Origin of the sequence: Legionella rowbothamii (assembly GCF_900639985.1) — a bacterium.
Classification (GTDB): Bacteria; Pseudomonadota; Gammaproteobacteria; order Legionellales; family Legionellaceae; genus Legionella; species Legionella rowbothamii.
Genome location: NZ_CAAAIM010000001.1, coordinates 878,548 through 899,642 on the forward strand (window position 1 = coordinate 878,548; position 21,095 = coordinate 899,642).

The window sequence follows — 21,095 nt, forward strand, 5'->3', positions numbered from 1 at the left end:
GATCTCCTTCACTCATTTAAGAGTTCTTATCGTATGTTACTTGATTGCGAACGTATACTGGCTGCGCATCTGCAACATGAATGGCAGGTAAATTCTTTGCCCGTGCCAATTCAATCATCGCTGCAGCGTTTGGATATACGCTTAACCTGTTACTTACTTGTGCTTTTAAAGTATCAGAAAAATCAGCCCAATACTCATCGATACCTACCCCGGCAAGCACAATGGGTTGTTGAGTAGGCACTGAAATTTTAGCAACTGCGTTCACTCGCTCTTCTGCAACATACTGTGCTTGCGGGTAATACGCCCAATACATTTCGTGCATACGCGCATCCAGTACTGCTAATACAGCAGTATCGGCCTGCGCTGTCTGTTGTCGGGCGCGCCAAGCGATGGCAGCCAGACTGCTTACCGGAATTAATTCCAAATCATGAGCATAAGCCAATCCTTTAGCAGTGCTGCAGGCAATACGTAAGCCCGTAAAACTACCAGGTCCACAGCCAAAAATGATACCATCTAGCTGATTCATTGGTATATTTGCCTTTGCCAATAACTCATCAATCATAGGCAGCAAAAATTGCGCATGGGTTCGTTGGGCTCCCTGTTCTTGATGCAAGAGCTCATCACCAAACGATACCGCGACACTTGCTTGCTCTGTTGATGTATCAATCGCTAATAGTTTCATAATCCAATGCCAACTCTCTAATAAATTTTAAAACCTTTTGGTCATCACGCGTTATGGGAAGTTTCGGCAAACTGGCTAAAATACGTCGACCATACTCTCTACCGGTAAGACGCGGATCAGCAATGACTAAGATACCTTTGTCCGTATTATCTCGAATTAAACGCCCTACTCCCTGCTTCAATGCGATTACCGCATTGGGTAAGGATAATTCATCAAATCCAGACAACCCTTTTTCTTTTAAATAAGCCATTCTCCCTCGTGTAACAGGGTCAACGGGACTGGCAAAAGGTAATTTATCAATGATAACACAAGAAAGCGCCTCTCCCTTAACATCAACTCCTTCCCAAAAGGTTGCTGTACCTAATAAAACCGCATTTCCTAATTGTCGAAAACGCTCCAACAAAATAGGCTTTGCCTCAGTTCCTTGAATTAATATCGGATAGTTTAAGACACCGTCCATCATTTGAGCAACCTGTTTTAGCGCTTTATGGCTGGTAAATAAGAAGAAACAGCGTCCCCCCAGTTCCTCAATAATAGGTATGACTCGTTTGAGCAATAAATCGTAATAATTTTGATTTTTAGGATCCGGTAATCCGCGAGGCAAGTAAAGTAAGGCTTGTTCCTGATAATCAAACGGACTTGGTAAAAGTAAGGTCTTAGCCTCATCTAATCCTAGGGGATTACAAAAACACTCAAAAGAATCCGCCATAGTTAAGGTAGCAGACGTAAAAACATAGGTACAGGATTGTCTTTTAAGTAACTGGCTAAAGGGTTCAGCAACCGTATAAGGAGTTGCATGAAACACTAAGGTATGTTTAAAACGCTCTAACCAACGAATTTTATCATTTTGCGTTTGAGTAAACAGTTGCAGGACCGCACTAAACTCTTCTAAACGCTCTTTACAACGCACTAAACCAGGCTTTTCCGCAATCGCCTCCGCATCAAAGCACCCGAGCAATTCGCTTTGTAAACTCAACCAATTATCCCAAATCCCCATAAAAGTTTTATTGCGTTTGAGTTCCTCCCAACTACTGCGCTCATCAAAGGCAGATACATGCGTTACTAATTCATCCATCAGCTTATCTGTTTTAAAACTTAGCGCTTTTAAGGGCTGGTTTGCCAAATCAATCGCCGGCCACTCGCGAATTACATCATCAACTAAATCACGAAATTGACGTGTACCGATACGATCGCCATTAAAATGTGTGGCAATTTCTGCTAATTGATGGGCCTCATCGAAAATCACTACATCAACACCCGGTAATAATTCCCCAAACCCTTCATCTTTCAAACGAGAGTCAGCGAAAAATAGATGATGATTAATTACAACCACATCAGCGGTTAAGGCGCGTTTACGCGCTTTTACCAAAAAACAGTCTTCATAATTAGGACATTCCGCGCCTAAGCAATTATCAACGGTCGAGGTCACATAAGGCCATACAGGGGAATCTTCGCTTAACTCAGGTAATTCAGAGCGATCCCCTAATTTCATTTGCGATAATTTACTCCGCACATGAGCAACCTCATGTGCGCATTGTGGGCTTTGAAATTGCCCTTCCTCAGCATGCAATTCAACACGGTGCTGACAAATATAATTTGCTCTGCCCTTTAAATTTTGGATGCGCGTAGAAAGGCCCAAAGCACGAACTAAGGTAGGCAAGTCTTTTTGATAGAGCTGATCTTGTAATGTTTTAGTGGCGGTAGAAATGAGTGCTTTTTTACCACTAAGCAGACAAGGCAATAAATAGGCGAAGGTTTTGCCAGTTCCAGTCCCTGCTTCAGCAACTAGTATTGATTTATCCTCAATAGCCTGAGCAATAGCCTCAGCCAAATCAGACTGAGGGGCTCTAGCCATAAATCCTGGGATGGCTGTTGAAAGCCGGCCTTTTTCACTTAGGTTGTGCCGACATGATTCGCTAAGAGAAGTGATTTCGATTACTCTTCTTGTAAATATTGCAGTTTATCAGTCACCGTTTCCCAATCTTTCGCATCCTCGGGTGCATCTATTTTTGCTGTAATATTGGGCCATTTTTGCGCCAGTCTAGCATTCAATTCTTTAAACTGCTTTTGCTCATCAGTTAAATCATCTTCAGAAACGATAGCATTCACTGGGCATTCAGGCTCGCATAATGCACAGTCAATGCATTCATCAGGATGAATCACTAAAAAATTAGGTCCCTCATAAAAACAATCAACTGGGCAAACTTCTACACAGTCAGTGTACTTACAACGAATGCAACTTTCAGTTACGACAAAAGTCATGATAAACCTTTTCAAAATGGGAATAGAGAATAGTTGTTATTAAAGCATAAAACCCAGTATTGGTGGTAGTAATTATACCGTGCTGCGGCCACATTAATCGGGCTTGATCTGTAATTTAAATTTTAAAAATAATCACTGTGCTCTTGAATGATACACCATCCTGTGTTAAATTTAATCAATTTTATTTTTAAGGTTCAACTAGAACCTTTTTATACCATCATCGCTTTTTGTCCGGAGCACCAATGCCTCAATTAAACAATCTATTTGACCAAGCAAATAACCCCGAAATTCAAAAACTTATAGACAAGTTTAATGAGATTCCAAAAGAGAATTATCTTGAGCGCTGTTTTTACTTACAAAAAATTAATTTTTTATTGAAACATACTCAAGCTGATGCAGAATTAACTCGTTGGATCAATGCCAGTTCAAATGAAGAAGGAAGTTGGCAAGCACTATTAATGTCTTTAGAGATTAATCCTCTTGCAGAATCCCTGTTACAAACGACTCAATTTGCTGATGTAGTAGCAAACAGTACAGAACAACGACCTACAGCACGTAAAGAAGAGAGCGCACAGAAATTAACAGAAGCTCTTAATCAATTATTAAAACAAAACCTACCTTTTGAACGTTGCCGAACCCAGTTCCTTGAACTGAACTATCGGATAAGTCAAATATTTGCAAAGCTTGACCCTTATCCTCAATATGGACGAGGCCCCCTAAAAACATTTATTGAGCAATTTAATGCGCTTCCTCAAGATGATCATATTCAGCGTATATTTCAGTTACAGCGAATCCAGTATCAATTGAACAAGGTTCCATTAAATGAGAATTTATTTAATTGGCGCAATGGCCACCCCGACCGGACTGGCTCTTGGGAATCACTTTTAACTACTTACGGTATTGAACCGGATGGCTCCTTTTTCTTAAAAAGCGCTCAGTTTGCAAAAGCGATAAAAAGCAGAATGAGGTCCTACCCTCCCTTAGTAAAAGATGCAGCCTATAACGATCTCCATAAGCTAATGCAGAAACGAGATGAGCTTCTTGAAAAAACCGTTCTAGGTGCAGAAGATAGAACTTTATACATCGCCTTGTCCTGTCGTATTGACTATTTAATGGAGAATGAACCCAAATATAAAGTAACTAAAACCAGACACCTTCTTGATTTAACCCGAGCCAAAGCTAAACTATCAGCAATTAAAGGCCATAACCAAGAAGAGAGCGAAAATTATCAAACTGCTGTTTTAGGTGATCACCAAGCAAACAATTTTAATTTCACTCTAGACATCAAGGTGCTTCAAGAGGAATTTGCAAAAGAAGAATCTAAAAAAGAAGAATCTAAGCGATTTGTTCTACGTATCGAAGATCGCCCGCAATTGGGTATTGAACAAAAATTACAGTCTTATGAAGTAACTGATTATTTTGCTGATGATGTTGCATTTTCGATGATTCAGTTCAAAGATGGGGACGGGGATGTCTGCTATAAGCCTTTAGTCTTAAGTCAGTTTGCTAAAGAAGGCGATTTGCGGAGCGTGGCGAAAAGATTAAGGGACAAAAATACCGCGTTCATTTTGAGCAGTGCAAAACATTACTTCGAAAGAATAAATAACTTTTGCCTCAAATTAAAAGAAGCGGATGTATACCATCCAGATATAAAATTAAGTAACTTCCTGGCGCATAATAATCGATTACTTGTTGCAGATAGAAAAACCTTTGTTAGCGGACAATCTCAACTTGCATCAAATCTACGCTCTTCACCTCAATATGCACCACCACAATACACTGACTGCCTCAATGAAGACCAGGATGCATATGTAGCCAAAGCCTATAGAACCCGTTTTGATATGGAACAATTTATGGCATATCAAGTAGGTATGGCTCTTAAAGAATTCTTACTATTAACAAAAATGGATGACCTCCCCGATGATTATTGGAATCCTGATTGCGATATAGAGTCCTATTTTAAAGACGGAAACAATCAAATAAAGAACTATATTTTGCTCATTCGCGAAATGACTCGCCACGAAGAAGGTAAAAGACTGTCCATTAGCCAAATGCAGCAATTATTAACTATCATCGGTAAGCAACCTATTAATTTTTATGAAGACGTAGAAAAGATGCTGCCTTCAGCATCAGTGGGACTTGAAAAAGAATATAATGAAATTCAGGCCTTATTGAATAGTAATCTGAGGAATGAGGAATTATTGAAACAAGCCAATCCTCTCTTTATTCAATTAAGTACTCGAGATCCTCAGGAATGTCGCCTAAATCGACTTGCTGAAAAGCTAGCGGTTAAATGTTATCAACAATGCTCGAAGTCTTATTTTACAAACCTTTCAAAATCCATTGAAAAAAGCCTATTAGACCAAGACTGGCAACATGCTAGCTTCACTCAAAAATTGATTCATTACGTATCCTTTGGCTACTTCCGTGTACCCGAGATAACAAATGTAACGCAAATAAAAATTGCTTTGGATTTTTCAGGACCCGAATTCCAATCCCATTTTATTCCTTTTATATCCTTATCTAAAACCCATCTATTCCATTTGGGAGCGAAACAATCGCAACACGTGATAGATTTCTTACAAGCGAATATGACGGAAATAAAAACCGCACTTGCGACACTCTTTTCTGAAGATAGCAATGAGGTAGAATCAACTCCCAATGAACCACTGCAGCAACAAGTGGCAAGTCTATCCTCAGAGGAATCCGACTCAGAGTTGACTGAGGAATCCTTAGGGGATGAATCCCTTTCAAGTAGTATTGTGATTCATAAAACAACGAAAATGGATGGGGATAAGGAATCACAAGCAGCTAGCGTCATCATTAAAAGTAGTGCTGAAACCAATGACGAGGACGGAGAAGAGGAAGAAAATTCCGGCAGTGTAGTTTTTATCCCCAATCCAAGTTCGGATACAACTCCAGAAGCAGAAACAGATGCAGAGGAGGAAAAAATTGAGCACCAAGAAAAAGCAAAATCAACTCTGCAATTTTTTGCCGCGGTTAAAAAACAAGAACCAAGTTCTTATCAAGCACGAAAGAAAAATAGATTCTTCAATAGAGCGACTCTACGCGGCACGAGTATTGTTTTTAAAGGAGAAGCACTCAATTCATTAATGGCGGCTGTTGCTGCACAGGAAATTGAATCCACTAATCCCTCAGCTCAAAACTCCTTAGCAGCAGTTTGCTAAGCGCCAACGATAAGTGCTCAAGGAAGAGCTCTTATTTTAATAAACTCAATTAGTTAGGCAAAGAAAAAGCAACTAAGGCTTACAGTTCAGGCCAACAAGTTATATTATACCTGTTTTCCAATTCATATTTAGCAATGCTTTAAAAATTGTCTATATTATAGATAAGTTGGTCTTTTCAACGCTAACTCATATCTAAAACAGACAGCATAAAGCATATTGAATAAATGGAGTTATTATGCCAATACATGAGCGACGACAACACTTCCGTATCGAGGATTATATATACTTTAACTACCGAATTATGGAACCGGGTGAAATGTGCTCGGATAGAGCCGTTGTCGATGAGTTATTGGGTAAAAATGGACAGCGCTATTTGGAAGCATCGCATTATTTCCAAAATATTGACTACGAATTAGCTGAATTAACCCAGGCTATTGCATTAAAGGACCCTGCTTTAGCGCATTATCTTAATTTATTAAATACCAAAATAGACTATTTGTCTCGGCAAATGCTTATGACCAATACCATTCAAATGCGTAAGGTAAATATTAGTCTTGGCGGCATGGCATTTAAAACAACAGAGCTTATTAAAGAAAAGACCAATTTAAAGATGGTTATCTATACCAAGCCCAAAATGATTCCGATTATTTTAGAAGCAACTGTAGTTTACAGCCAATATCAAAGCGACCACCATTATCGTACTGCGGTAACATTTAATGGCCTAACAGATGAGCAAGAGCAAATTTTATCCCAGCATATTTTATTGGGACAAGTAAAAACCCGCTCCGACTAAAAGGTTACAAAATTAGTGAATCCACAGTAAACTACCCCTTCCTAATAGGTCCGTACCCTGCGGCCTATTAATTAGATTGAATCACACGCTCCGACATTCTACTAAAAAACATAACCTGTTTGTCAACAAACGGACTACACTAACTGCTATAAGAGGTAAATTATGACTAGAATCGTTCACTGCTGTAAGTTAAATCGTGATGCTGAGGGTATGTTAAAAGCTCCCTTCCCTGGTGCTCTAGGTGAGCGAATTTTCAATGAAGTCTCTAAAGAAGCCTGGAATATGTGGCTGTCTCATCAAACCATGTTAATCAATGAGTATCGATTAAATTTACTCGAACCCAAATCGAGAGAATTTTTAAAAGAAGAAATGCAAAAATATTTCTTCGGTGAAGGTTCAGAAAAACCCGCTGGATATAATCCAAATTAAACCACTTTGAAAAATAACAACCCAATTTGTTGAATGGCCTCAGATTTTTTCATAAAAAATGAAATCAATGCTTGACTCTAAGGCCATATCACGGTTTAATGCATCCCGTTGGGGCCAGATAGCTCAGTCGGTAGAGCAGAGGATTGAAAATCCTCGTGTCGGCGGTTCGATTCCGTCTCTGGCCACCATCAAAGCTAATCTCTTGGTGACTCCTACCAACATCCTGTTAAGACTCGTATATAATCTCAATATTTTCTACTTTCGTATTCACTCTGTACTTTGCTAATTCAATTTCAATATCTTCCGTATGCATCAAAAAATACTATTACCTAGGCTTTGTTACAATAATAATTCAAATGAAGTGCAGAGAACAAAAAGATCATATATTGACCAAAAAGACTTTTTTTAATATACTCTAGTATCTCTTATTTGTACTTTGGAGTCCAACATGGCGGTAACAGAAGCTGATCTACGAAATCTCACTTCATCCGATGCTCGAAAAATGACAGAAGCACAACAAATATACTTGCTCCATGCGATTCTTGAGGATGCAAAACAAGCATTAAATCAAAATCTAGAACAAGATAATAAAATACACCAACTCATTTCTGATTGCCAAGAGCCCCTTAAAGAGCAAGAGGGACAATTAAGTGCAGCTAGAGATAATGTAAATAAATTAATTGCTTTACTTGAACAGATGGATGGCGGTCAATCAACACTCGACCATTTTAAAAAAAATGGGGTCTATCGTATTTTGTATCGTAATCCCAGGATGCTTGGCCAACAATATGACGGCTTAAACCCACTTCTACGCGCCGGTTTTACAGGTGTAGGAATCTCTGCAGTAATTGTCGCTTTTTTCGTAGCAACAACCCTTATTGGAGGCGCGCCCTTTTGGCTTACCGCTGTTTCTGCCGGGCTTTTTACCGGTGCCTCTACTTATTTAAGTGGAATTTTATATGGCGTGGTTAACGATCTTTTCGCAACCAAAGCTAATTTACCCTACTTTCTTTTAGGTCATCAAGATGAGCAAAAAAGTATGCTGCGTACCAACGATAAAATAGCTCAAGGTATCGCCTGGGGCGTAGCAGCTACATTTCCACCCGTAGTTCTTGCCTCAATTTTGTTTACTGTAGTGGCAACAACTACTGCTTTTTTTGCTCCTCTAGCTACATTTATATTACCCGTCATGATGGTTGCAATGCCTTTAATTGCCATTGGAGCTGAAATTTATGCTCGTAAGATGACTAAAGTTAATGAAGAAAAGTGGGGGTACCGTTTATATGAATTAGGCTCTTATCTAAATGGCTATCAAGAGCAAGGGCTTAAATTGATGTGCCAAACACCTCAAGAGCTTGCTGCCTGGCTAGCCAATGGAGACCGTAATCGTTTTGGTTTTCATCGAGTACCCATTATTGGTGTAGCAGCATTAGTTGGCTTTGTGGGCTTAAGTGCCTTAAGTGCTCTACTCCCACCAGTTCTTTTTGCTTCACCAATCATTGCAATGGCTGTTCCTGCGGTTTTTGCTGGAGTCGCCTTCCTTTCCCTTGCTACTGGTGGAATTTACACGTACGTCAATCGCAATACATTATTAGATGATCGCTATCGCATGGAGTTTGATGGGGAACTTAAGCCAGATTTATATCTTGATGAGGATGCAGAGTACGTACAAACACTACTTCACAAATACCCGAATCCAAATGATGTTCCCGTAGCTGAAAAAACAATAGAAGTAACTCTAGAGCCTCAAGAGGTAGCTCATTTTGGTCCCGTCATTTCTCTTCCTTCTACAAAACCAATATCTCCAAAAAATACCGAGGAAGAAAATCTATCCGAAACAATTGCAAAGTCTGGCCCTTAACAGTCTGAAATGACTAATGACATTCCCTGTTTTTTTTTAAATTATCTACTATAGTTTTAAGACTAATAAGAATAATAACAAACGGGGGATGTCATGTTACGTCGATGGACCGCTATCGCTTTATTTTTTTGTACCCTCCCATGCTTTGCTGCTGATGAACGTGAAATAGCCATCACTATTGATGATTTACCCTTTGTTGGTTCAGGCACGAGTACTCCAGCCAGTTTAAAACGAACCCAAGACCGATTTATGGCTATAGTGAAAGCACTTGTTGATAATCAAGTACCTGCCACAGGTTTTGTAATTGGTGGCGCTGTAGCAAAAAATGAATGGGATCTATTAGAGACTTTCCGCAATCAAGGCTTTGCATTAGGTAATCATACGTATACCCATGATAGTCTAAACAGCATGAGCGCTAACAAATACATTGCGGATATCGAGCGAGCAGATGTTAAATTAGCGCCAGTACTAACAGAACCAAAATATTTCCGCTATCCTTACCTTGCTGAGGGAAACGGCGAGAAAAAACAACAGGTAGTGAATTATTTAGCGGCACACCAATACACTATTGCCCCAGTTACTATCGACAGTAAAGATTATGAGTTCAATGCACAGTTTTATAGAATTCCTTATCGCAAGAGAGCACAAAACATTAATCAGTTTAAGAAGCGTTACTTAGCCTACATTTGGAAACAAACTCTGGCAGCAGAACGCAGATCCAACAAGTTTAATGGACAGCCAATAAAACAAATATTACTTATCCACGCGAATCTACTAAACAGCTACTGTCTAGAAGATATTATTGAGATGTATAAAAAGAATGGATACAAATTTATTAGTCTTGCCGATGCGTTGAGAGTTGATACAGTGCAGCCTTTAAATGCGAGTGCAGAATCTTCAAATCTTACTGAGCAGACTCCTAAAGAGGCGGTTGTGAATAAGGTGGTGGCGCCTTAATCAATTGTAAGGTAATCGTCCCACTCCTCCTGAGAGAGTTGCCATTGCAGGTTGGGCCCATGGCCCAGCCTACACGTACTTGGACAATACTAAGAAGAAGAAACTTGAACGACTCGAGAAATAGCGTGTTTAGGTAGTAACAGCCAATAATGCCCCGTATTCTTCATATGACCGGCAATCGAGGTTGCGCGTTCCCCATCTCCCCAGAAAACATCTCCACGAATCTTGCCACGAATTGCTCCACCCGTATCTTGAGCGATCATCAAACGCTGCATGGGTTTGTTTTTATCAGGATTAAGACTATTTGGTCGTGTCGTATTTAACCATAATGGAGTGCCTAAGGGGATCCACTGCTTATCTACTGCTAAGGAATAGCCGGGAGTTAACCACACACCTTGCGCCCCCAAAGCAACACCTTGATTCATTTTCCGGAAAAATACAAAAGATTTATTTTGGTTAATTACTGGATGCAACTGTTTAGGATGCTCTGTCAAATAACGTTTAATCGCTTGCATGGACGCATTATCACGAGTCATAACTCCTTTTCTAATTAAAACTCCCGCAATAGCCGTATAAGGTTGTCCATTTTGCGCATCATAACCTACAGAGAGACGCTCGCCATTCTCAAGTTCAATAAGCCCTGAACCCTGAATTTCTAAAAATAGGCGATCAATAGGACTATTAATCCAAACCAAGACTTTAGCTTTATCCTTCAAAGCCCCTTTATTGATTTGAGCTCGCGTATAATAAGGAACGAGTTGTTTTTTTACCAAACGACCGACAATACGGCGATTCTTCAGATCTCCAGAAAACATTCCAAGATCAGAAGTAATTAAATCATCTGGTGTTTCATATAAAGGCACACTAAATTCTTTTGATTTAGTATAACTACCCTTAATTGTTGGAACATAATAACCAGTAAATAAACCAGGCCCAGTATCGGGATCAAAAAACTCCACCGGCTGAAACCATTCCTCAAAAAACAATTTAGCTGATTGATCAGTAATTGAATGAATGTTTAAGGCAGCAGCACAGGCAGGTTGCCAATCTTTTACTTGGAGCACAATATGATCGGTTCCAACCACTTGCTCAGGCTTTTGCTTCACAAAAGCGCGACAAGAAACTTGAAAAGTAGTTAATGAGCGCTTTAAATCAGCAGACGTCCATCCAGGGAGTTGGTTAAAAGTAACCGGCCTAAACATAGATGCAGTTTTTTGCGGTTCTACAGGCTGTTTAAGTTGCTTGGAATGCCAAAACCACCAGGCTGTTGTACCTAGTGCTGCAATGGCGACAAATAATGATGTATAAAGTATTTTTGTTTTCATGGAGGGCAATTTTTACACGTTATGGAAAATAATGCAACTAAAAATTGATTATTTTTAACCCAAATTATGTGCTATGACGTTAAAAAGGTCAATAGTATACCCCATCAACCACTTGATTTCATTTATTTTATTGTGAGAAATACCTATATGGATCCCAAATAGCGCCAACTGCTCATTCCCAAGCGAACTAGACGTTCATTGCCCTCACAATTAACTAGGGTACGTGAATTAATATAACGAATTTGCAAAAAAGAAACAGGCCTCCCCTCCTCCATTAAGGCAATAGAAACCCGTAGATGATGGCTTGATCGTTTTTGCCCTTGCTCATAAACCACTAAACAATCAAAGGAGCCTAAGTCCTCGATAAAATATTGGTAAGTCAACTCCCCATCATTAAAAGAGCAGCCTTGATGCTGCAACAGCCTGTTCAACGCATGATTTGCTGAGTCTTGATGGCGTATACAGCCTAAAGTAAAAGGTTTCTGTTGAACCAATTGGAGTGCTACAGCCTCTAACTGATAAAAACGCTGATGCAACACCTCTTGATGATTGGTTACTTTGAGATATAACAATAGGTGGTGCATCGAGCTTGCTACCAACAAACTTATTACTGCTGTAATAAGTAAGACTATTAGAAAAATAAACCCTTTTTGGTGTCGTTTCATGAGCCACGGACCGTAACCATAACATTGTGCGTACTCCCCTCCGTAAGCCCTAATGCTAAATGCATAAACACAGTCCCATGCCTGCGTTGGCGACGGCTATGCAATGATTGGATTAATGGAGTCACCTCCTCTGGCTGGCCCAGTTGATAAAATAAAGCGGGTTTTCCTTGAGTATTTTTCTTAATAAACCATCGCTCCTCCCAGTATTCCCCCACATAAACAGTCCTCGTATACTTAAACTGCAAGGGTTTATCTAAGATAATTAAGACACCCTTTGCATGGGGCTTCATCGTGAAGCTTTGTTGTATTTCTGCATGGTCGCAATCCGCAATGATTAAGGGGCGTTTTTTATTAAATGAGGTGGCATGAGGTACCAGAATCTGCCTTGTATTCTGTATACTGACTACTTCGGCAAACTGCTCATGCATGCGATTAATCTGCAGTAAATACCGCGGCCCATTTTCGATGTGCACGCTATGGACCAGCGCTCCTTGCTTTTTAAGTTTTAACTGCTCGAGACCCAAGCAGGGGGTAAAACCCGCACGACGAATGCTGTCACTCAATAAATCACTCACCCAGCGTAAATCAAAGTGGGTTGCGAGCATGGTTTCCATCTCAATATATCCCTGTTTACTTTGGCTATAAAGTTGCATTAGCATTGTCATTAGAAGACTTGAAAGAAACAGGCCGATTAATACTTCCGATAAGCTAATTCCCGCCTGTTTCTTCATGCGGAACCTGCCAATTTCATATGATGACGAGTCAGAACATTGGGTTTGGCAAGATGATCTACACGCAATACACGAGTACCCTGAGCATTATGTTCAATCTGTAGCTGATAGAATGGCGGCGGAGCAGGAAGTTGTTGCAGATGAGCAAATGAGGCTTCCTCAATTTGATCCAAAAACTGAGAACTTTGTTCCTGCCAGATTAATTGTTTGAGCAATTGTCTGCTTTGCCATTGCTGTTGCAATAAGGATAAAGCAACCATTGTCACGAGCAAAAGCGATGCCAGCACTTCGACAAGGGAAAATCCCTTTTGCTGATTCATATTCCATAATTCCTGAGGTTGGTTACCTGCGCAGAATAGCGTTCTAATCATTAAAATTCAAGCAGATACTACCTGGGGCATAATATTGACTTAACCTTTCTCCCCTAGAATGCTCGCTTTTGTTTCAATATAATCTTTTTTGACAAACAAACTAGTCATTATTGGTGCTGGTCCTATAGGACTCTATCTTGCCTCTAAATTGAAAATGAACAATTCCAACGCTTTACCTCCCCGTAAAAAAAAATCATTTATTCGTTTAAGCACAGAAGGGAAAGGCATTATGGTTGCTAATGATGAAAAAAAATTTCAATTATCGTCCCTATGTAACCTCCTGAAAAAGCGCAGCCTAATTTACCTGAATCATTTACTCGCGAATAAAACTGTTTGCTTCGTGACAGAAAGCATTGCCTTAGGTAATATGAAATCAATTACTTAGCAAGGAATGTTTTATGGTAGTTAATTATCAAGAAGTACCACATGCAGGAATACGTTCATTAGTACCTTATAAACCAGGAAAATCCATTGAAGAACTGGCTCGTGAAAAAGGAATTAGTGATATTATTAAATTAGCCAGCAACGAAAACCCTTTGGGATGTAGCCCTAAGGCTTTAAAAGCCTTTCGTGATATGTCGCCTCATACACTGGCAATGTATCCCTCCCCTGCAAATCACCCATTAATACCTAAATTAGCACAAAAGCATCAAGTAAACACAAATCAAATTTTTGTTAGCAATGGCTCCGATTACATCTATACCATTCTGTTAAATTCATTCGTGTTACATCATGATAAGCACATCCTTGTTCATGATTATGCATTCAGCACTTATGCTATTCAGGCACAGACATTAAACATCCCTGTCCATTCTGTTGCGATAAATGATGACTGGCACGTCAATATCACTGCAATTATTGAAGCCTGTACTCCGAAAACAGGCATTATTTTCTTAGCCAATCCCAATAATCCGACTGGGGTACTCATTAATCAACAAGAAATACAGCATCTGCTTAATAGCATTCCTGCAAGCACCCTATTAGTGATTGATGAAGCCTACTATGAGTTTGCAGCATCACATTATAATAACAACAGTATCGATTGGTTAGCCAAACACCCTAACCTCATCATTACCCGCACTTTTTCTAAAATCTATGGCTTAGCCGGATTACGTTTAGGTTATGCGCTGGCCCATCCCTCAATTATCGACATCATGCAACGAGTACAACTCCCATTTACCGTCAATCAAGCAGCATTAACTGCTGCACACGCAGCTTTGGATGATCAAGAGTTCCTCCAACTAAGTTTGAAAACTAATGCAGAAGGAATGGAACAAATGCGTGCGGGTTTTGAAGACTTAGATCTAGAATACCTGCCTTCAGCCTGTAATTTCTTTACCTTTAACTGTAAGGAAGATGGGATGTCACTCTATAATTATCTTTTAGACAAAGGTATCATTGTTCGACCGCTTCATCCCTATAGAATGAATAATTACATCCGAGTAACTATTGGAACTCAAGAACAAAATGCTCGCTTTCTTGAAGCACTAAAAAGTTACTATCGTTAAAAGGAGTCGAAATGAGTGATTTAAGCAGTAAACATTGTGAATCATGTGAAGGAATTGGGGCTGCATTGACCGCAGAGCAAGTTAACAATTTACTGCCTCAATTAAATAAGCAATGGCAAGTTAGCGCGGATAACCGCATTATTCGCCGTGAGTTATCCTTTAAAGATTTTTACGAAACAATGGCTTTTGTAAATGCGCTTGCCTGGATAGCAAACATTGAAAACCATCATCCTGATTTAGAAGTGGGTTATAACTATTGCCATGTAAGCTTTATGACCCATGCCTTAGATGGTTTAAGTCATAATGATTTTATTTGTGCCGCAAAATTAGATAAATTATTACTGGGTTGATATAAAAGAGGAACAATCCAATTGCCACAGAAAATCATCTCTGTGGCAAAATAAACATCGAATATTGCTTAATGGAAACACATTGACTAAAAATTAAATTTAGCGCAGTATATGAACACTATTTATTTTTGTTTTATTCGATATGCCCACATCAAATACTAGCTCTCCAGATTTAATCAGTGATTTACTTTTTGCAGCACGTTACGCACCCAAAGCCGTATTAACTATTTCGCTCTATTCGATTGCTGGTGCCGCCTTAGGCTGGAGTTCCAGTTATCTTTTTAAAGAATCATGGAATAATTATGCGCAGATTAATCATCAAGTCATCGACCCAAATGGGGACTATGCGGCTGAAGAAGAAAAATATTTGCATTTTTCACGCTCGCCGCAATTTAACCAAGTAACGCCAACCATTGATGAAGCAATTCCATCCTATGCCTCCCTCCTTGGAGCGTGTACTGGAGTTTTTTTTGCAGCCAATAAAGTCATGAATGATTTTAAGCAAGGATTAAAAGAAGATAGAATTACTAGGCATTTAGATATAGTGTAACGTTGATGTAATCTTATTTGTCGTTAAGGAAACCTGGTTGCAAGCACCCAGGTTTCAATTATCACTTAACGGAATTTATAGTTTGCACTATCAGCACAAAGATCAGCTACCATATGAACAACGCTCGCCACAGGGCGTGTAAATAAACCGATGATGCTCAGCAACGGATTAATGATGGCCGCAACGAGCGCAGACACGCAGTTGTAAAAATATTCCTTCGAATGTTCCCATCGTGTCCTAGCTCTTGATAGAGGGGCATCGCTCTGAAGCCCTCTTGGAGAAACACTACTAGACCAAAGTTGCCCCGCTGCAATCACCGAAGAGACACAATTAAATGCAGAAATTACCGCATCAAGCAGAAAAGATGGGACCGCAATTAGATCCATGATGGGGCGACCTGCATAAATTAAAAAATCTGAATGCTTGTAATCACGAGATTGAATGGGACTTAACAGCGCGTTAAAACGGAGCTTAGTAGAGCCAAACATACCGTATTCAGTTACCAGGGTAGGATAAATTACATTTTTAGACATTTTAAACTCCAAAATAAATCTTTTAATACTTCATTAATACACGTTCTTCGCCAAGTAGGTTGATTAAAAGCCCTAATAATTCATCACTCGGTTCAACATACCACTGTTTTGCTAAGCTTAATTGTGCCTTTGCATGCTCATTGGTGTAAGCAAATTGGACAGCACAACCACCGGAATGGCTTTTTAATATAGTTTGAATTGAGGGCAACAGACCCTGGTGCTCTGATTTTAAACGCAATTCCAGGCAACGGGCAAATCTTGATCGTGCTGAGGAGACATTATACAAAAATGAGGCCGTCATTTTAACTCCCCCACTAAAATCATCGTGGGCAACCTCTCCTTCAACTACGAGCATATCCCCTGAAGCCAGAGGTGAAGTAAACGATTCAAAGACTTCACCAAAGACCACAACATCCATCCTCGAGGTTGAATCATCCATACCAATGATTACCAATTTTTTACCACGTTTGGTAATGATCTTACGAATACCTGAGACTTGAGCACAAATCACTGCTTTTTTGTGAACGGAAGGGTTTAATTGGCTTATGGGAACAATAAAATCCACAAACTCACGGCGATATTGATCTGCCGGATGTCCAGTTAAATAAAAGCCCAATACCTCTCGCTCACCATCCAGCCGCTGCGCTTCAGACCAAGGCTTGCACTCTACATATTCTTGGTTACTGGCATCATCTTCTAATAGAGAAAATAAATCGAACTGCCCGCTGGATTGATTTTGATGTTCTTTTTCAGCAACTTTTAGTGCTTTTTCCAATGACGCAGTCAGCACCGCTCGCTCAACGTCCCACACATCAAAAGCACCACTTTTAATCAAAGCCTCAAGTACCCGACGATTTACTTTACGTAAATCCAACCGCTGGCAAAAACTGTATAAATCGGTATAGGGGCCTTGAACTGCACGCTCCTGAGTAATGCAATCAATAGCATTCTCTCCTACCCCTTTGATCGCACCAAGACCATAGACGATGGTACTGTCATCAATCACCGTAAAGTGATACATCGATTGATTAACTAATGGAGGCAACACAGTTAATTTCATATGTGCGCATTCATCGATAAAGGTTACTACTTTATCGGTGTTATCCATATCCGAAGACATTACAGCAGCCATAAAGGCTGCAGGGTAATGAGCTTTAAGCCAGGCTGTTTGGTACGCAACTAAAGCATATGCAGCGGAATGTGACTTATTGAAACCATAGCCAGCAAATTTTTCCATCAAATCAAAGATATAGGTTGCGACTTTTTCATCGACCCCTCGTGCGGTGGCACCTTCGGTAAAAATTTCCCGCTGCTTGGCCATCTCTTCGGGTTTCTTTTTACCCATCGCGCGACGTAATAAATCTGCCGCGCCTAAGGAGTAATTCGCAAGAACCTGGGCAATCTGCATCACCTGCTCTTGATATAAAATAACCCCATAGGTAGGTTTCAAAATAGGTTCCAAATCAGGATGGGGATAATCAACCGCCGCACGCCCATGTTTGCGGTCAATAAAGTCGTCCACCATTCCCGATTGCAAAGGTCCGGGTCGGAATAAGGCCACCAACGCAATGATGTCTTCAAAACAGTCGGGTTGTAAACGACCAATCAACTCCTTCATTCCGCGAGATTCTAGCTGGAATACGGCGGTTGTTTTACAGGCTTTGAGTAAATCAAAAGTAGCTTCATCATCCGTAGGAATTTGGCTGATATCAATTGTAGGCAAACCATTCTTTTGATTTTGCTTATTTACGGTAGCTAAAGCCCAATCAATAATGGTTAGTGTTCTTAAACCCAAAAAGTCAAACTTCACCAAACCTGCGGCTTCAACATCATCCTTATCGAACTGGCTCACAATTTGCGTTGAGCCCTCTTCACAATAAATTGCGGTAAAATCAGTAAGCAAAGAAGGGGCAATAACCACCCCCCCCGCATGCTTTCCAGCATTACGGGTGATCCCTTCCAGTTTAAGTGCTAAATCAATTAGCTCCTTAACCTCTTCTTCCTCTTGATAACGACGCTCTAACTCTGGCTCCTGCTCCATCGCCTTACTTAGGGTGATTCCTATTTCAAAAGGAATTAGTTTGGCTAATTTATCCACAAAACCATAGGGATGGCCTAAGACCCGTCCTACATCGCGCACCACCGCTTTTGCGGCCATGGTACCAAAAGTAATAATCTGAGACACACTTTGGCGGCCGTATTTTTCCGCCACATAGTCAATGACCCGATCGCGTCCTTCCATACAGAAGTCAATATCAAAGTCAGGCATGGAAACCCGCTCGGGGTTCAAAAAACGCTCAAAGAGCAATTCATATTCTAAAGGATCAAGATCAGTAATTTTTAATGCATACGCAACTAAAGAGCCTGCACCCGATCCCCTTCCAGGGCCTACGGGAACACCATTGAGCTTGGCCCATTGAATAAAATCAGCAACGATTAAGAAATAGCCGGGGAATCCCATGTTGTTAATTACATCAAGCTCAATTTGCAAACGCTTGTCATATTCGTCACGTGCAGCAGCCAGCTCTTCTGCAGATTTGTTTTTAAATATTTGTGCTAAACGCTCCTCTAAACCGACTTGGGATAGATGCGATAAATAATTCTCAACCGTAGAGCCTTCTGGAATAGGGAAATTGGGTAGGTAGCTGTTCCCTAAGTCCAGTTTTACCGTACAACGCTTACTAATTTCTACGGTATTTTGAATAGCAGAAGGCAAATCGGCAAATAAAGCCTCCATTTCATCTGCTGTACGCAAGTACTGTTGGGCACTATATTGCTTGCTACGACGAGGATCCGCTAAGGTGTAGCCATCGTGAATACAAACACGTGCTTCATGGGCATCAAAGTCTTCGGCATCAATAAAGCGTACATCGTTAGTTGCGACCAGCGGCAATTGCAATTCATCGGCTAAAGCGATCAATTGCTCATTGTATTGAGTTTCATCCGGTCTACCCGTGCGTTGGATTTCTAAATAAAAACGATTAGGGAAAAAATTTTTCCAATGTAGGGCACGGTTTTTCGCTAATTCTAAATCATTAGCCAATAAAGCTTGACCTATGTCACCAAACTTACCCCCGGACAGGGCAATTAAGCCTGCAGAGTACTCTTCAACCCATTTATTCTGAACACGTGGTAGTCCTTGATGCTGCCCCTCTTGGTATGCTTTAGAAACTAGGCAAGTCAAATTTTTATAGCCTTCTGCATTAAGGCATAACAGCACTAAAGACGAAATCCGCTCTGGTTGTAGAGGATCATGACAAGGAAGGTCGCTCCCGATAATCGGTTTGATACCTGAATCTAATGCATACTTGTATAATTTTACTGCGGCAAATAAATTGCAATGATCGGTAATCGCAACGGCGCACATCCCCCGTGAGGGTAATGCCTTCATTAATGGCTTAATTCGCACAAGACCATCAACTAATGAAAATTCCGTGTGAACGCGCAGGTGAACGAAACGTTGTTGCATAGAAGAATAAACTCAATCGCCGGTTTTAATCTGGGTCGATTCTAACGTAATTATTGCCGGGGATCAAAAGCGTCTCTCACTGCATCAGCAAATAAGTTAATTGCAAGAACCAACAAAAACATAAATATAAAGGCTGCTAGCATAGGCCACCACACCACTGGATCTCGGGCTAACTCCAGTCTGGCACTGTTAATCATATTCCCCCAACTAATGGTCATAGGTGAAACACCAACGCCCACGTAGGATAACAACGCTTCTGCCATTACTAAGAAACTAAAATCAAGAACAAGCGTAATCACTACGATGTGCATTACATTAGGCAATAAATGTTTGCGCAAAATGGTAAACCAATTAGAGCCTAAAGCTCGTGCCGCCAAAACATAATCAACCTCGCGTAATTTCAAGGCTTCAGCTCGTAAAAGACGGCATAAACTAGTCCAACTGGTTACCCCTAAAATCAGGCATAAAGCGAGTAAGCGAGCATCCGCACTTTGTGCCAAAGTAGGAAATTGCTCGGGATGATTAGCAATGTAGGTTTGTAATGACAAAACCGACGCGGTAATTAACAACACTCCGGGAATAGAGCTTAACGTGGTATAAACATATTGAATAATGTCGTCAACTAGGCCACCAAAATATCCGGCAACCACACCTAAGAATAAGGCCAAAGGCAGCATAAAGAGTGTGGTTAATAAACCAATGATTAAACCGGTGCGAATACTTTTAATGGTAAAATAAAAAATATCTTGGCCAATTTGTCCTGTTCCTAAAACATGGAAAACACGAGAGAGCTGATAACCATAAACAATAAAAAAAGTAAGGATGCTTAGCGTAAGTACCACACTAAGATTTGTGGAATTGAAATGCCACCATGGCCTGATACCACGCAAGTAACGATAAAGGATGAGCATACCGGAAAACACTAGGCCAACTCCCCCCCCCCATTGCAGCGAATACCAAGCCTTGCTTTTAATAACCAGTACCTTTTCTGCCTCAGTGCTCACCCATTTAGCAGGATAATTTAAACGTGGAAAAAACTGAGTGACAACGCCATTAACAAGCATGGTATCTGTAACAAATTGGTATAAAGCTAAGGGGGCTGAATAGGTCTTTTCATTAATTTCATCAATTGGCGATAAGAGTTTATCCAGAACGGATATGGTGGCGTTGGACTGGTTATTAGGTTGAAAATGAATTGAGTCTAATACGCCTATAGTCATAAATGCTAAAAGAATAATTCCTGCGCTAACGGCAATAGGACGATGAAGGATCATCGTAAAAGAACGTCGGATGTGTTGTTTGCGTAGACTCAATAAAATAGTAAGTGTTCCCAATATCAGTAGGATGAGAAAACATTTATCGGTCCATAAAAATTCAAATGTCATTTTTTATTCTCTATTATCATCAACCGTTCCTCGTAA

Annotated in this window: 19 protein-coding genes and 1 tRNA gene; 10 read left to right on the forward strand and 10 right to left on the reverse strand. The window is 40.3% G+C overall.

Annotation, left to right across the window (positions count from 1 at the left end; all coding sequences use genetic code 11):
• Positions 1-16: 16 nt before the first annotated feature.
• Genes tsaB through fdxA form a run of 3 tightly spaced genes read right to left on the reverse strand, consistent with a single transcriptional unit; the run spans position 17 to position 2,944 of the window.
• Positions 17-682: a tRNA (adenosine(37)-N6)-threonylcarbamoyltransferase complex dimerization subunit type 1 TsaB gene (gene tsaB, locus E1P08_RS03640; protein WP_133135637.1), complete on the reverse strand. Its 666-nt coding sequence runs from the start codon at positions 680-682 to the stop codon at positions 17-19.
• A complete protein-coding gene (gene yoaA, locus E1P08_RS03645) occupies positions 663-2,636 on the reverse strand; it encodes a DNA repair helicase YoaA (protein ID WP_133135638.1) in 1,974 nt (657 codons plus the stop codon). The genes tsaB and yoaA overlap by 20 nt, the downstream gene beginning before the upstream one ends.
• The gene (gene fdxA, locus E1P08_RS03650; protein WP_133135639.1) at positions 2,618-2,944 is read right to left on the reverse strand and encodes a ferredoxin FdxA; all 327 of its coding nucleotides are present in this window, start codon (positions 2,942-2,944) and stop codon (positions 2,618-2,620) included. Before fdxA ends, yoaA begins: the two co-directional genes overlap by 19 nt.
• 242 nt (positions 2,945-3,186) lie before the next feature.
• Between fdxA and E1P08_RS03655 the strand changes: the two genes are divergently transcribed.
• From E1P08_RS03655 to E1P08_RS03680, 6 genes are all read left to right on the forward strand, one after another.
• A complete protein-coding gene (locus E1P08_RS03655; RefSeq protein ID WP_133135640.1) occupies positions 3,187-6,132 on the forward strand; it encodes a hypothetical protein in 2,946 nt (981 codons plus the stop codon).
• 235 nt (positions 6,133-6,367) lie between these two features.
• Positions 6,368-6,925, forward strand: a complete 558-nt coding sequence (locus E1P08_RS03660; protein WP_133135641.1) for a PilZ domain-containing protein — start codon at positions 6,368-6,370, stop codon at positions 6,923-6,925.
• A gap of 162 nt (positions 6,926-7,087) precedes the next feature.
• Positions 7,088-7,354, forward strand: a complete 267-nt coding sequence (locus tag E1P08_RS03665; RefSeq protein ID WP_133135642.1) for an oxidative damage protection protein — start codon at positions 7,088-7,090, stop codon at positions 7,352-7,354.
• Between the two features lie 112 nt (positions 7,355-7,466).
• Positions 7,467-7,542, forward strand: a tRNA-Phe gene (locus E1P08_RS03670).
• Between the two features lie 260 nt (positions 7,543-7,802).
• On the forward strand, positions 7,803-9,215 hold the full coding sequence (locus E1P08_RS03675) for an ABC transporter ATP-binding protein (RefSeq protein WP_133135643.1): 1,413 nt from the start codon (positions 7,803-7,805) through the stop codon (positions 9,213-9,215).
• 93 nt (positions 9,216-9,308) lie between these two features.
• Positions 9,309-10,172, forward strand: coding sequence for a polysaccharide deacetylase family protein (locus E1P08_RS03680; protein WP_133135644.1), 864 nt, complete (start codon positions 9,309-9,311; stop codon positions 10,170-10,172).
• A gap of 89 nt (positions 10,173-10,261) precedes the next feature.
• On the opposite strand, the gene mltA is transcribed toward E1P08_RS03680, so the two are convergent.
• The 4 genes from mltA to E1P08_RS03700 all read right to left on the reverse strand — a co-directional run bounded on the left by mltA (position 10,262) and on the right by E1P08_RS03700 (position 13,213).
• Positions 10,262-11,497, reverse strand: coding sequence for a murein transglycosylase A (mltA, locus tag E1P08_RS03685; RefSeq protein ID WP_133135645.1), 1,236 nt, complete (start codon positions 11,495-11,497; stop codon positions 10,262-10,264).
• A 143-nt stretch (positions 11,498-11,640) separates the two neighbouring features.
• The gene (locus E1P08_RS03690) at positions 11,641-12,162 is read right to left on the reverse strand and encodes a type II secretion system protein (RefSeq protein WP_133135646.1); all 522 of its coding nucleotides are present in this window, start codon (positions 12,160-12,162) and stop codon (positions 11,641-11,643) included.
• Positions 12,159-12,893, reverse strand: a complete 735-nt coding sequence (locus E1P08_RS03695) for a PilW family protein (protein WP_133135647.1) — start codon at positions 12,891-12,893, stop codon at positions 12,159-12,161. The genes E1P08_RS03690 and E1P08_RS03695 overlap by 4 nt, the downstream gene beginning before the upstream one ends.
• On the reverse strand, positions 12,890-13,213 hold the full coding sequence (locus tag E1P08_RS03700; RefSeq protein WP_133135648.1) for a PilW family protein: 324 nt from the start codon (positions 13,211-13,213) through the stop codon (positions 12,890-12,892). The genes E1P08_RS03695 and E1P08_RS03700 overlap by 4 nt, the downstream gene beginning before the upstream one ends.
• A 139-nt stretch (positions 13,214-13,352) precedes the next feature.
• On the opposite strand from E1P08_RS03700, the gene E1P08_RS03705 reads away from it, so the two are divergent.
• From E1P08_RS03705 to E1P08_RS03720, 4 genes are all read left to right on the forward strand, one after another.
• Positions 13,353-13,649 carry a hypothetical protein gene (locus tag E1P08_RS03705; RefSeq protein ID WP_133135649.1) on the forward strand — a complete coding sequence of 99 codons (297 nt, stop codon included), beginning with the start codon at positions 13,353-13,355 and terminating at the stop codon, positions 13,647-13,649.
• Between the two features lie 13 nt (positions 13,650-13,662).
• On the forward strand, positions 13,663-14,772 hold the full coding sequence (gene hisC, locus E1P08_RS03710) for a histidinol-phosphate transaminase (RefSeq protein ID WP_133135650.1): 1,110 nt from the start codon (positions 13,663-13,665) through the stop codon (positions 14,770-14,772).
• A gap of 11 nt (positions 14,773-14,783) precedes the next feature.
• Positions 14,784-15,122, forward strand: a complete 339-nt coding sequence (locus E1P08_RS03715; protein WP_133135651.1) for a 4a-hydroxytetrahydrobiopterin dehydratase — start codon at positions 14,784-14,786, stop codon at positions 15,120-15,122.
• Between the two features lie 142 nt (positions 15,123-15,264).
• Positions 15,265-15,672, forward strand: coding sequence for a hypothetical protein (locus E1P08_RS03720; RefSeq protein ID WP_133135652.1), 408 nt, complete (start codon positions 15,265-15,267; stop codon positions 15,670-15,672).
• A gap of 65 nt (positions 15,673-15,737) precedes the next feature.
• On the opposite strand, the gene E1P08_RS03725 is transcribed toward E1P08_RS03720, so the two are convergent.
• From E1P08_RS03725 to E1P08_RS03735, 3 genes are read right to left on the reverse strand one after another with little or no spacing between them, the layout of a single operon-like run.
• Positions 15,738-16,205, reverse strand: coding sequence for a hypothetical protein (locus tag E1P08_RS03725; RefSeq protein WP_133135653.1), 468 nt, complete (start codon positions 16,203-16,205; stop codon positions 15,738-15,740).
• 22 nt (positions 16,206-16,227) lie between these two features.
• A complete protein-coding gene (gene dnaE, locus E1P08_RS03730; protein ID WP_133135654.1) occupies positions 16,228-19,674 on the reverse strand; it encodes a DNA polymerase III subunit alpha in 3,447 nt (1,148 codons plus the stop codon).
• Positions 19,675-19,724: 50 nt separating this feature from the next.
• Positions 19,725-21,059, reverse strand: coding sequence for an ABC transporter permease (locus E1P08_RS03735; protein ID WP_133135655.1), 1,335 nt, complete (start codon positions 21,057-21,059; stop codon positions 19,725-19,727).
• Between the last annotated feature and the right edge of the window lie 36 nt (positions 21,060-21,095).

Bases quoted from the DNA above. Each gene is read 5' to 3' on its own strand.
- fdxA (WP_133135639.1), bottom strand. From the start codon at position 2,944: ATGACTTTTGTCGTAACTGAAAGTTGCATTCGTTGTAAGTACACTGAC.
- E1P08_RS03700 (WP_133135648.1), bottom strand. From the start codon at position 13,213: ATGAATCAGCAAAAGGGATTTTCCCTTGTCGAAGTGCTGGCATCGCTT.
- E1P08_RS03655 (WP_133135640.1), top strand. From the start codon at position 3,187: ATGCCTCAATTAAACAATCTATTTGACCAAGCAAATAACCCCGAAATT.
- E1P08_RS03725 (WP_133135653.1), bottom strand. From the start codon at position 16,205: ATGTCTAAAAATGTAATTTATCCTACCCTGGTAACTGAATACGGTATG.
- E1P08_RS03665 (WP_133135642.1), top strand. From the start codon at position 7,088: ATGACTAGAATCGTTCACTGCTGTAAGTTAAATCGTGATGCTGAGGGT.
- E1P08_RS03690 (WP_133135646.1), bottom strand. From the start codon at position 12,162: ATGAAACGACACCAAAAAGGGTTTATTTTTCTAATAGTCTTACTTATT.
- E1P08_RS03675 (WP_133135643.1), top strand. From the start codon at position 7,803: ATGGCGGTAACAGAAGCTGATCTACGAAATCTCACTTCATCCGATGCT.
- dnaE (WP_133135654.1), bottom strand. From the start codon at position 19,674: ATGCAACAACGTTTCGTTCACCTGCGCGTTCACACGGAATTTTCATTA.
- E1P08_RS03695 (WP_133135647.1), bottom strand. From the start codon at position 12,893: ATGAAGAAACAGGCGGGAATTAGCTTATCGGAAGTATTAATCGGCCTG.
- hisC (WP_133135650.1), top strand. From the start codon at position 13,663: ATGGTAGTTAATTATCAAGAAGTACCACATGCAGGAATACGTTCATTA.
- E1P08_RS03660 (WP_133135641.1), top strand. From the start codon at position 6,368: ATGCCAATACATGAGCGACGACAACACTTCCGTATCGAGGATTATATA.
- E1P08_RS03720 (WP_133135652.1), top strand. From the start codon at position 15,265: ATGCCCACATCAAATACTAGCTCTCCAGATTTAATCAGTGATTTACTT.
- tsaB (WP_133135637.1), bottom strand. From the start codon at position 682: ATGAAACTATTAGCGATTGATACATCAACAGAGCAAGCAAGTGTCGCG.
- E1P08_RS03715 (WP_133135651.1), top strand. From the start codon at position 14,784: ATGAGTGATTTAAGCAGTAAACATTGTGAATCATGTGAAGGAATTGGG.
- E1P08_RS03680 (WP_133135644.1), top strand. From the start codon at position 9,309: ATGTTACGTCGATGGACCGCTATCGCTTTATTTTTTTGTACCCTCCCA.
- mltA (WP_133135645.1), bottom strand. From the start codon at position 11,497: ATGAAAACAAAAATACTTTATACATCATTATTTGTCGCCATTGCAGCA.
- E1P08_RS03735 (WP_133135655.1), bottom strand. From the start codon at position 21,059: ATGACATTTGAATTTTTATGGACCGATAAATGTTTTCTCATCCTACTG.